The 12284-nt window shown below is 66.3% G+C and carries 4 protein-coding genes and 3 pseudogenes; 5 read left to right on the forward strand and 2 right to left on the reverse strand.

Going from position 1 to position 12284, the window contains the following annotated elements:
* Window positions 1-178 precede the first annotated feature (178 nt).
* Window positions 179-697, reverse strand: a complete 519-nt coding sequence (locus ASD25_RS05985; protein WP_056615536.1) for an FKBP-type peptidyl-prolyl cis-trans isomerase — start codon at window positions 695-697, stop codon at window positions 179-181.
* A 339-nt stretch (window positions 698-1036) separates the two neighbouring features.
* Here ASD25_RS05985 and rpoB point away from each other — a divergent pair.
* Together rpoB and rpoC are read left to right on the forward strand one after the other, a co-directional pair.
* Window positions 1037-5024 (forward strand): annotated as a pseudogene (gene rpoB / locus ASD25_RS05990) (DNA-directed RNA polymerase subunit beta).
* 95 nt (window positions 5025-5119) lie between these two features.
* Window positions 5120-9276, forward strand: a pseudogene (rpoC, locus tag ASD25_RS05995) (DNA-directed RNA polymerase subunit beta').
* A gap of 265 nt (window positions 9277-9541) precedes the next feature.
* On the opposite strand, the gene ASD25_RS06000 reads toward rpoC, so the two are convergent.
* The gene (locus ASD25_RS06000) at window positions 9542-10333 is read right to left on the reverse strand and encodes a hypothetical protein (protein ID WP_056615538.1); all 792 of its coding nucleotides are present in this window, start codon (window positions 10331-10333) and stop codon (window positions 9542-9544) included.
* Between the two features lie 376 nt (window positions 10334-10709).
* On the opposite strand from ASD25_RS06000, the pseudogene rpsL reads away from it, so the two are divergent.
* The 3 genes and pseudogenes from rpsL to ASD25_RS31675 all read left to right on the forward strand — a co-directional run.
* A pseudogene (gene rpsL / locus ASD25_RS06005) lies at window positions 10710-11064 on the forward strand (30S ribosomal protein S12).
* 66 nt (window positions 11065-11130) lie between these two features.
* Window positions 11131-11604 carry a 30S ribosomal protein S7 gene (gene rpsG / locus ASD25_RS06010; protein ID WP_056615544.1) on the forward strand — a complete coding sequence of 158 codons (474 nt, stop codon included), beginning with the start codon at window positions 11131-11133 and terminating at the stop codon, window positions 11602-11604.
* Between the two features lie 149 nt (window positions 11605-11753).
* On the forward strand, window positions 11754-12284 hold a 531-nt coding region (locus ASD25_RS31675), incomplete at its 3' end, for a GTP-binding protein (protein WP_235562631.1).

Consider the following 12284-nt stretch of genomic DNA (forward strand, 5'->3'; position numbering starts at 1 on the left):
CCTTCGTCATCCTCCGGCGAGCGCAGCGAGACCGGGGGACCCAGCGGCGCCGCGACGGCGGCGAAACCCTGCTGCATCCAGCATTGGCGCACCCGACAGCTTCGCGCTCTCGCGCGCCGCTGGGTCCCCCGGTCTGCGCCGCTGCGCGGCTTGCCGGAGGATGACGAAAGGTGTCAGGTCAGGCGGCGGGCGTGGCCGGCTTCACTTCCAGCAGTTCCACCGTGAACAGCAGGGTCGAGTTGGGGGGCAGTTCGTCGCCCCCGACCCAGCGTTCGCCGTAGCCGAGTGAGGCCGGGATGACGAATTCGAACTTTTCGCCTTCCCGCATCAGGGCGACGCCTTCGGTCCAGCCCTTGATGACGCGGTTGAGCGGGAATTCGGCCGGTTCGTTGCGGCTGTAGGAGCTGTCGAACTCGCGGCCGTCGACGAAGGTCCCGCGGTAGTGGACCTTGACCGTGTCCGAGCCCGAGGGCTGGCGGCCTTCCGGGCGGGCGCGGCCGATGCGGCGGTACTGGAGGCCCGATTCGGTGGTGGTCCAGCCGCGGCGGGCGCCGTTGACGACCAGATATTGCGCATTGCCGGCGGCCCAGCCCTCGGCGGTGCCGGTTCCCGGCGTGGCGGCGGCCGGCGGCGGCGGCGCGCTGGCGCAGGCGGCGAGGGTCAGGGCGGCGACGGAGGCGAGGATCAGGTGTTTCATGGGGAGGGACGCTATTTTCCCGCCCGCTGCAAAGCAATGGGGAGTCGGCGCGCGCTGGACGCAGGAAAGATCAGTGCAGGCCTTTATTTCGTCGAAGAAGCGAGTATATGTGCCGGTCCCGCACACACCCCCCGTATGCGCGCGAAAGCGCCGAGGCCCGGTCCGTCGCCCTCCGACCGAGCGAAGGCGTGCTCCTCCCCAAGGGAGCTTCACATTGCTGGCGTCCTGGCCGAAAGGCCGAGGGTGGACGCCGAGAAACCTGAAGCCGCGACAGCGCACCCGTGCGCCGCCGCGGCTGCTGCTGCATTTGACGCGGGCTGCCCGGCTCGCATTGGGAACATAGACACCTTCACCGGCAAGAAGCGCATCCGCCACTCGTTCGGCCGGATCCCCGAAGCGGTGCAGATGCCGAACCTGATCGAGGTTCAGCGCGCCTCCTACGAGCAGTTCCTGCAGCGCGAAGTTCGCTCGGGACCGCGCAAGGACCAGGGCATCGAGGCGGTCTTCAAGTCGGTGTTCCCGATCAAGGACTTCAACGAGCGCGCCATCCTGGAATACGTCTCCTACGAGTTCGAGGAGCCGAAATACGACGTCGAGGAATGCATCCAGCGCGACGAGACCGGCGCGCGCTCGGTCAAGGACATCAAGGAGCAGGACGTCTACATGGGCGACATCCCGCTCATGACCGACAAGGGCACCTTCGTCGTCAACGGGACCGAGCGGGTGATCGTGTCCCAGATGCACCGTTCGCCGGGCGTCTTCTTCGACCACGACAAGGGCAAGACGCACAGCTCGGGCAAGCTGCTGTTCGCCGCCCGCGTGATCCCCTATCGCGGCTCGTGGCTGGACTTCGAGTTCGACGCCAAGGACATCGTCTACGTCCGCATCGACCGCCGCCGGAAACTGCCGGCCTCGACCTTCCTGATGGGTCTGGGCATGGACGGCGAAGAGATCCTGAAGACCTTCTACGAGACCGTGCCCTACGAGAAGCGCGTACAAGGCCGAGCGCTGGCGCGGCGTGAAGCCGGAGTTCGACCTGGTCGACGCCGACACCGGTGAAGTGATCGCCGCCGCCGGCACCAAGATCAGCGCCCGCCAGGCCAAGAAGCTGGGCGACACGACCACGTCGCTGTCGCTGGCCGCCGACGCCCTGCTGACCCGTTATCTGGCCGCCGACGCCGTCAACTACGAGACCGGCGAGATCTACGCCGAGGCCGGCGACGAGCTGGACCAGCCGACGATCGAACTGCTGGAAAGCCACGGCTTCACCACCATCGACGTGCTGGACATCGACCACGTCACGGTCGGCGCCTACATGCGCAACACCCTGCGCATCGACAAGAACACGGGCCGCGAGGACGCGCTGTTCGACGTCTACCGCGTGATGCGTCCGGGCGAGCCGCCGACCCCGGAAGCCGCCGAAGCCATGTTCAACTCGCTGTTCTTCGACAGCGAGCGCTACGACCTGTCGGCCGTGGGCCGGGTCAAGATGAACATGCGTCTGGAGACCCCCGAGGTGTCCGACGAAATCCGCGTCCTCCAGAAGGAAGACGTGCTGAAGGTGCTGCAGATCCTCGTCGGCCTGAAGGACGGCCAGGGCGAGATCGACGACATCGACAACCTGGGCAACCGCCGGGTCCGTTCGGTCGGCGAGCTGCTGGAGAACCAGTACCGCGTCGGCCTGCTGCGGATGGAGCGCGCCATCAAGGAGCGCATGTCCTCGGTCGATATCGACACCGTCATGCCGCACGACCTGATCAACGCCAAGCCGGCCGCCGCGGCCGTGCGCGAGTTCTTCGGTTCGTCGCAGCTGTCGCAGTTCATGGACCAGACSAACCCGCTSWSCGAGATCACCCACAAGCGCCGCCTYTCGGCGCTTGGCCCGGGCGGTCTGACGCGTGAGCGCGCGGGCTTCGAAGTCCGCGACGTGCACCCGACCCACTACGGCCGCATCTGCCCGATCGAAACGCCGGAAGGCCCGAACATCGGCCTGATCAACTCGCTGGCCACGCACGCGCGGGTCAACAAATACGGCTTCATCGAGAGCCCCTACCGKCGCGTGAAGGACGGCAAGGCCACGGACGAGGTGGTCTACATCTCGGCCATGGAAGAGGCGAAATACACGATCGCCCAGGCCAACATCGAGYTSAAGGACGGCRWGATCGTCGAGGACCTGGTCCCCGGACGGATCAACGGCGACTCCCAGCTGCTGATCAAGGCCGACGTGGACATGATGGACGTGTCGCCGAAACAGGTCGTTTCGGTCGCCGCCGCCCTGATCCCGTTCCTGGAAAACGATGACGCCAACCGGGCCCTGATGGGCGCGAACATGCAGCGTCAGGCCGTGCCGCTGGTGCAGTCGGACGCGCCGCTGGTCGGCACCGGCATGGAAGCGGTCGTGGCCGTGGACTCCGGCGCCGTCGTGGTCGCCCGTCGTGACGGCGTCGTCGAACAGATCGACGGCACCCGCATCGTCGTGCGCGCCACCAACGAACTGGACGCCGGCCGTTCGGGCGTCGACATCTACCGCCTGTCGAARTTCCAGCGYTCCAACCAGTCGACCTGCATCAACCAGCGCCCGATCGTRCGCGTGGGCGATGAAGTGAAGGTCGGCGACGTGATCGCCGACGGCCCGTCCACCGATCTCGGTGAACTGGCTCTGGGCCGCAACGCCCTCGTCGCCTTCATGCCGTGGAACGGCTACAACTTCGAAGACTCGATCCTGATCTCSGAGCGCATCGTGCGCGACGACGTCTTCACCTCGATCCACATCGAGGAGTTCGAGGTCATGGCCCGCGACACCAAGCTGGGGCCGGAAGAGATCACCCGCGACATCCCGAACGTCGGCGAGGAAGCCCTGCGCAACCTCGACGAGGCCGGCATCGTGGCGATCGGCGCCGAGGTCCAGCCGGGCGACATCCTGTGCGGCAAGGTCACGCCGAAGGGCGAAAGCCCGATGACTCCGGAAGAGAAGCTGCTGCGCGCCATCTTCGGCGAGAAGGCGTCGGACGTCCGCGACACCAGCCTGCGCCTGCCGCCCGGCGTCGCCGGCACCATCGTCGACGTGCGCGTCTTCAACCGCCACGGCGTCGACAAGGACGAACGGGCTATCGCCATCGAGCGTTCGGAAATCGAACGTCTGGGCAAGGACCGCGACGACGAGCTGAAGATCCTCGARCGCAACGTCTACGGCCGTCTGCAYCCGCTGATCGTCGGCAAGAMCGCCACCTCGGGTCCGAAGGGCCTGGGCCGCGGCGTCGTGACCGAAGCCAAGCTGGGCGAGCTGTCGCGCGGCCTGTGGTGGCAGATCGCCCTCGACGACGAGAAGGCGATGGGCGAGCTGGAAGCCATGAAGAAGCAGTTCGAGGACGCCCGCAAGGCGCTCGACCGCCGCTTCGAGGACAAGGTCGAGAAGCTGCAGCGCGGCGACGAACTGCCCCCCGGCGTGATGAAGATGGTCAAGGTCTTCGTGGCCGTGAAGCGCAAGCTTCAGCCCGGCGACAAGATGGCCGGCCGTCACGGCAACAAGGGCGTCATCTCCAAGATCCTGCCGATCGAGGACATGCCGCACCTKGAAGACGGCACCTCGGTGGACGTCGTTCTGAACCCGCTGGGCGTGCCTTCGCGCATGAACATCGGCCAGATCTTCGAAACCCACCTGGGCTGGGCCGCCGCCGGTCTCGGCAAGCAGATCCAGGGCCTTCTGGAAGCCTGGCAACAGGGCGGACAGAAGAAGGCGCTGGTCGATCACCTGACCAGCATCTACGGCGCCGACACCCCGCTTCCTGAGTCGGAAGAGGACCTGGTCGAGCTGGCCCGCAACCTGTCCAAGGGCGTTCCGTTCGCCACTCCGGTGTTCGACGGCGCGCACATCAACGACATCGAGGAACTGCTGGAGAAGGCGGGTCTCGACCGCACSGGCCAGTCGATCGTCTATGACGGTCAGACCGGCGAGCAGTTCAAGCGTCCGGTCACGGTCGGCTACATCTACATGCTGAAGCTGCACCACCTGGTCGACGACAAGATCCACGCCCGTTCCATCGGGCCGTACTCGCTCGTCACCCAGCAACCGCTGGGCGGCAAGGCGCAGTTCGGCGGCCAGCGCTTCGGCGAGATGGAGGTGTGGGCCCTGGAAGCCTACGGCGCCGCCTACACGCTGCAGGAAATGCTGACGGTGAAGTCGGACGACGTGGCCGGCCGGACCAAGGTCTACGAGGCCATCGTCCGCGGCGACGACAGCTTCGAGGCGGGCATTCCCGAGAGCTTCAACGTGCTCGTCAAGGAAATGCGCTCGCTGGGTCTGAACGTGGAGCTGGAGAACAGCTGACCGACCAAAATCCCTCTCCGCGAAAGCGGGGAGGGACGGTCTTTCGCTTTCTCCCTCAATGAAATTTGGCGGGTCACCCCGCAGAAGGAATCAAGATGAACCAGGAAGTCCTGAACATCTTCAATGCAGTCCCGGTCACCCCGACCTTCGACCAGATCAAGATCGCCCTGGCTTCGCCGGAGAAGATCCGTTCGTGGTCGTTCGGCGAGATCAAAAAGCCGGAAACGATCAACTACCGGACGTTCAAGCCCGAGCGTGACGGCCTGTTCTGCGCCCGTATCTTTGGCCCGACCAAGGAYTACGAATGCCTGTGCGGCAAGTACAAGCGCATGAAATACAAGGGCATCATCTGCGAGAAGTGCGGCGTKGAGGTCACCCTGGCCCGCGTTCGMCGCGAGCGGATGGGCCACATCGAACTGGCCAGCCCGGTCGCCCACATCTGGTTCCTGAAGTCGCTGCCGTCGCGCATCTCGCTGATGCTGGACATGGCGCTGAAGGACGTGGAGCGCGTGCTCTACTTCGAAAACTACATCGTCACCGAGCCGGGCCTGACCCCGCTGAAGCAGAACCAGCTGCTGACGGAAGACGAGTTCTACCGYTACCAGGACGAGTTCGGCGATGACGGCTTCACCGCCGAGATCGGCGCCGAGGCCGTGCGCAACCTGCTGATCGGCATCGACCTGCACGCCGAGGCTGAAAAGCACCGCGGCGAACTGGCCGACAGCCCCTCGGAAATGAAGGCCAAGAAGGCCTCCAAGCGCCTGAAGCTGATCGAGGCCTTCCTCGARAGCGGCAACAAGCCCGAGTGGATGATCCTGACGGTCGTGCCGGTCATCCCGCCGGAACTGCGCCCGCTGGTGCCGCTGGACGGCGGCCGCTTCGCCACCTCCGACCTGAACGACCTGTATCGCCGGGTCATCAACCGGAACAACCGTCTGAAGCGCCTGATCGAGCTGCGCGCGCCCGACATCATCATCCGCAACGAAAAGCGGATGCTGCAGGAATCGGTCGACGCCCTGTTCGACAACGGCCGYCGCGGCCGCGTSATYACGGGCGCCAACAAGCGTCCGCTGAAGTCGCTGGCCGACATGCTGAAGGGCAAGCAGGGCCGCTTCCGCCAGAACCTTCTGGGCAAGCGCGTTGACTATTCGGGCCGTTCGGTCATCACCGTGGGTCCCGAGCTGAAGCTGCACGAGTGCGGCCTGCCGAAGAAGATGGCGCTCGAGCTGTTCAAGCCGTTCATCTATGCGCGCCTTGACGCCAAGGGCCTGTCGGGCACCGTCAAACAGTCCAAGCGCATGGTCGAGCGCGAGCAGCCGCAGGTGTGGGATATCCTCGACGAGGTCATCCGCGAGCACCCGGTYCTGCTGAACCGCGCGCCGACGCTTCACCGTCTGGGCATCCAGGCGTTCGAGCCGAAGCTGATCGAGGGCAAGGCCATCCGCCTGCACCCGCTGGTCTGCACCGCCTTCAACGCCGACTTCGACGGCGACCAGATGGCCGTACACGTCCCGCTGAGCCTCGAGGCCCAGCTGGAAGCGCGCGTGCTGATGATGTCGACGAACAACATCCTGTCGCCCGCCAACGGCAAGCCGATCATCGTGCCGTCGCAGGACATCGTCCTGGGCCTGTACTACCTGTCGCTGGTCAAGGAAGGCGAGCCGGGCGAGGGCAAGCTGTTCGCCAACATGGGCGAGATCGACGCGGCGCTCGACGCCAAGGTCGTGTCGCTGCACACCAAGATCAAAGCCCGCTGGACCGAGATGAACGCCGAAGGCGACGTCATCACCAAGGTCATCGACACGACCCCGGGCCGGATGAAGCTGGGCGCGCTGCTGCCGCATAACGCGAACATCGGCTACCGCCTGCTCGAGAAGAACCTGACCAAGAAGGAAATCGGCAACCTGATCGATCAGGTCTATCGCCACTGYGGYCAGAAGGCGACGGTCATCTTCGCCGACCAGATGATGCAGCTGGGCTTCCGTGAAGCCGCCAAGGCCGGCATCTCGTTCGGCAAGGACGACATCGTCATCCCGGCCGCCAAGGCCGGTCTGGTCGCCGACACCCGCACCCAGGTGGAAGAGTACGAGCAGCAATACGCTGACGGCCTCATCACCAAGGGCGAGAAGTACAACAAGGTCGTCGACGCCTGGGCCAAGGCCACGGACAAGATCGCTGACGCCATGATGGGCGAGATCGCGCARCCGCGCGTTCTGGCCAAGGGTCAGGCSCCKGACATCAACTCGGTGTTCATGATGGCCAACTCCGGCGCCCGTGGTTCGCAGGCGCAGATGAAGCAGCTGGGCGGCATGCGGGGCCTGATGGCCAAGCCGTCGGGCGAGATCATCGAGACGCCGATCATCTCGAACTTCAAGGAAGGCCTGACCGTTCTTGAGTACTTCAACTCCACCCACGGCGCCCGCAAGGGTCTGGCCGACACCGCGCTGAAGACCGCCAACTCCGGCTATCTGACGCGTCGTCTGGTCGACGTGGCGCAGGACTCGATCGTCACAGAGGACGATTGCGGCTCGACGCGGGGCATCACCCTGCGCGCCGTGGTCGAAGGCGGCGACGTGCTGGTCTCGCTGGGTCAACGCGTTCTGGGCCGTTACGCGGCCGAGGACATCAAGGAGCCGGGCGGCGACGCCGTCCTGTTCAAGGCGGACACCTACCTGCAAGAGGAAGAGGTCGAGGTCATCGACAACGCCGGCGTCCAGTCGGTCAAGGTCCGCTCGGCCCTGACCTGCGAAGCCGAAGCCGGCATCTGCGCCTTCTGCTACGGCCGTGACCTGGCGCGCGGCACCAACGTCAACATCGGCGAAGCGGTGGGCGTYATCGCCGCCCAGTCGATCGGCGAACCCGGCACCCAGCTGACGATGCGGACGTTCCACATCGGCGGTACGGCGCAGGTGGCGGAAACCTCGTTCTACGAGGCGACCAACCCCGGCGTCGCCAAGATCACCGGCCCGACCGTCAAGGCGGCGCACGGCGATCTGGTGGCCATGAGCCGCAACGTCGTCGTCACCATCGTSGTCGACGGCAAGGACCGCGAGAGCCACAAGATCCCGTACGGCGCCCGTCTGCGGGTGGTCGAGGGTTCGGACGTCAAGCGCAGCCAGCGTCTGGCSGAGTGGGACCCCTACACCTCTCCGATCCTGACGGAAGTCGGCGGCGTGATCCGGTTCGAGGACCTGGTCGAGGGCCTGTCGGTCCGCGAGGAAACCGACGAAGCGACGGGCATCGCCCAGCGCGTCGTCAGCGACTGGCGCGCCAGCCCCCGTGGKGCGGACCTGCGTCCGGCCATGGGCGTCACCTCCGGYGAYGCSTACGCCAAGCTGGCCTCGGGCTCCGACGCCCGTTACCTGCTGCCGGTGGGCGCGGTTCTGTCCGTGAACAACGGCGACTCGGTCAAGCCGGGCGAGATCATCGCCCGCGTCCCGACCGAGGGAGCCAAGACGCGCGACATCACCGGCGGTCTGCCGCGGGTGGCCGAGCTGTTCGAAGCCCGTCGACCCAAGGACTGCGCGGTCATCGCCGAGATGGACGGCCGCGTGGAATTCGGACGCGACTACAAGAACAAGCGTCGCATCAAGATCACGCCGGAACTGGACGCCGACGGCAACCAGGCCGAACCGGTCGAATTCCTGATCCCCAAGGGCAAACACATCTCCGTCCACGACGGCGATCTGATCAACAAGGGCGACTACATCATCGACGGCAACCCGGATCCGCACGACCTGCTGCGCATCCAGGGCGTCGAGGCCCTGGCCGAGTACCTGGTGAACGAAGTGCAGGAGGTCTACCGACTGCAGGGCGTGCCGATCAACGACAAGCACATCGAGGTGATCGTTCGCCAGATGCTGCAGAAGGTCGAGRTYCTGGACTCGGGYGAGACSACCCTGATCCGTGGCGACACGGTCGAGGTKGCSGAAGCCGTTCTGGAAAACCTGAAGGTCGAGAAGCGCGGCGGCCGTCAGGCCACCACGCAGCCGGTCCTGCTGGGCATCACCAAGGCGTCGCTGCAGACCCGCAGCTTCATCTCGGCGGCGTCCTTCCAGGAGACCACCCGCGTCCTCACCGACGCCTCGGTCAAATCGTCGGCCGCCTGATCCCGGCCGGCACGGGCGCCTATCTCCGGGCCCTGCAGAAGATCGCCAACGAACGCGACGCCGAACTGACGTCGCAGCGGGAGGAGGCCATTGAGCCGCTTCCGGCCGATCTGGCGCTGGAGCTGGAGAGCAGCGAAGGCTGATCGACAGGTTCGGACTGAAATGAAGAGGCGGCCCTGGAAGCGGGGCCGCCTTTTTGTTGGCCGTACTCACGTCGAGCGCTGGTGGCGCCCCTTGTTGTCGTCATCCCGGCGAAGGCCGGGACCCAGTGGCGCGCGAGAGCGCGAACCTGTCGGGAGCGTATCTGTCCGATACAGCTTGCCTGAAAAGATCGCCTTCGGCGCCGCTGGGTCCCGGCCTTCGCCGGGATGACGACGGACGGATGATCGGCGTCGTCGCCTGAGCGCGTCAGCGCGGCGGCGGGTCGCGGGTGACGCTGGAGCCTGGCGTCAGGGGCGCATCGTCGTTGCGCGGGCCGTCGCGGCGGGTGCGGATGTTCTGGGTCGAGTCGGGACGGAGCGACGGATCCAGATGGGCGCCGGCGACGCCGATGCCGAAATTCGAGCCCGGCCCGTCCTGGGGACCGACGATGCCCGGACCGCCCGACAGCGGTCGGCGGCGCATCTCGTACTGGCGCAGGCGGCGGGCGCCTTCGCGGGCGAACTGGCCGTCGCGTTCGGGATTGCCCGTGCCTTCGATGGGCCGGGCGGCGGCGGCGCGGCGGCCGAAGCGGTCGTCGCAGATGGCGCGCTCGGTAGCGCTGAGCACGGCCTCGGCGGCGCAACCGAGGGGGCTGGTGCGCAGGCCCTGCGCGATGCGGTCGCGGAGGGTGCGCGGGTGGACGGCCCAGTAGCCGTCGGTCGGCGGCGCGGGCGCTTCAGGCGCCGGCGCTGCGAGGCGAGGGGAGGGCGCGAGCGGCGTTTCGTCCTCGTCGTCGTTGCGCAGTGTCGGGGTTGTCGCGGCCCGGGCCAGCGGCGGCGCCTCGACCTGGCGGGCGGCCACGGGCTGGCGCGGCGTCTCGTCGGCCAGCAGGGGCCGGGGCTCGAGCTGGACGTAGATGGTGGGGCTCTGGTCCGGGAGGGGCGCGCCCAGACCCATGGTGCGCATGCCGATCCAAGCCAGAAGGCCCGCGTGCAGCAGCAGGGAGGCGGCGACGATGGCGGGCTTGCGCCATTGTTCGGCGCGCGGAGGCCACGCCAAGTTCGTCTTCGTGATGCCCCGTACTCCCGCCATACGCGCATCTGGCGGGGCGAGCGTGGCGGTATTACGGCTACTGCAGGCATGCCTCGAGCGGCAGAGGCCACGCCTCCCTTGACCTGAGCACCCCTCGCGCGTAGAAGCCCCCCACTTTCGAGGTTCCCGGTTCGCCGGGTTCCGGGATCGTGACAATTGAGCGGACGGGCTGTGCCCGCCGGAACGCCCGAAGCGCGCGTTCCGGTTTTTTCGTTTGGCGGTCGCGCTGTCGGCTCGAGATCAAACCCGGGGCGGCGTCAAGGCGTCGTCCGAAAAGAAGGCTCACCGGGGCGCTCCGGCCGAAAGGCACACGCCCCCATCGATTGAAGAGAACCGAGACTCCATGCCGACTATCAACCAGCTGATCCGCAAGCCGCGCCAACCGAAGCCGGTGCGCAACAAGGTGCCGGCCCTGAAGGGCTGCCCCCAGCGCCGCGGCGTCTGCACCCGCGTCTATACGACGACCCCGAAGAAGCCCAACTCGGCTCGTCCGCCTGACCACCGGCATCGAAGCCGTGTGCTACATCCCCGGCGAAGGCCACAATCTGCAGGAGCACTCGGTGGTCCTGATCCGCGGCGGCCGCGTCAAGGACTTGCCCGGCGTTCGCTACCACATCCTGCGCGGCGTGCTCGACACGCAAGGCGTCAAGGACCGCAAGCAGCGCCGTTCGCACTACGGCGCCAAGCGTCCGAAGTAAGCGACCGACCCACTCCATTCGCCAGCGAAAGCCGGCACCCAGATACGTCTTTAGAAGGCCAAGCCCATGTCCCGTCGCCACCGCGCCCAGAAACGCGAAGTCCTGCCGGATCCCAAATACAAGGATCTGACCGTCACCAAGTTCATGAACTACGTCATGTACGAGGGCAAAAAGGCCGTCGCCGAGAACATCGTCTACGGCGCGTTCGAAATCCTGGCCGACAAGAAGAAGGACTTCGAGCCGGTCCAGACCTTCCACACCGCCCTGGAAAACGTCCAGCCGTCGGTCGAGGTCCGTTCGCGTCGCGTCGGCGGCGCCACCTATCAGGTGCCGGTCGAGGTTCGCCCCGATCGTCGCCGCGCCCTGGCCATCCGCTGGCTGGTGAACGCTGCGCGCAAGCGTGGTGAGAACACCATGACCGAAAAGCTGGCCGCCGAGCTGCTGGACGCTTCGAACAACCGCGGCACCGCGGTCAAGAAGCGCGAAGACACCCACAAGATGGCCGAGGCGAACCGCGCCTTCAGCCACTACCGCTGGTAAACGCCTTCAAGGCGCCCTGTTCGGCGCCTATCTAGTGACTATCCGGCGCGGGCGGTTTGAGCTAAATCGCCCGCGCCCGCTTATCCGAACATCGACGATCTCCCCGAGGGCGCCCACCGCGTCCTGAACTCACTTCAAGGCACGCTTTCATGGCCCGCACGCACAAGATCGAGGACTACCGCAACTTCGGCATCATGGCCCACATCGACGCGGGCAAGACGACGACGACCGAGCGGATCCTGTATTACACCGGCAAGAACCATAAGATCGGCGAAGTCCACGACGGCGCCGCGACCATGGACTGGATGGACCAGGAGCAGGAGCGCGGCATCACCATCACGTCCGCCGCGACGACCGCTTTCTGGAAAGAAAAGCGCCTCAACATCATCGACACCCCCGGCCACGTGGACTTCACCATTGAAGTCGAACGTTCGCTGCGCGTGCTCGACGGCGCCGTGACGGTGCTGGACGGCAACGCCGGCGTCGAGCCGCAGACCGAAACCGTCTGGCGCCAGGCCGACAAATACCGCGTGCCGCGCATCGTGTTCGTCAACAAGATGGACAAGATCGGCGCTGATTTCGACGCCTCGGTGCAGTCGATCCGCGACCGCCTGGGCGCCAAGGCCGTGCCGATCCAGTTCCCGATCGGTTCGGAATCCTCGCTGTCGGGCCTGGTCGAC

Source organism: Brevundimonas sp. Root1423, from assembly GCF_001426805.1.

Excerpts from the sequence above, each read along its gene's own strand:
- ASD25_RS05985 (WP_056615536.1), bottom strand. The coding sequence starts at position 697 with ATGAAACACCTGATCCTCGCCTCCGTCGCCGCCCTGACCCTCGCCGCC.
- rpsG (WP_056615544.1), top strand. The coding sequence starts at position 11,131 with ATGTCCCGTCGCCACCGCGCCCAGAAACGCGAAGTCCTGCCGGATCCC.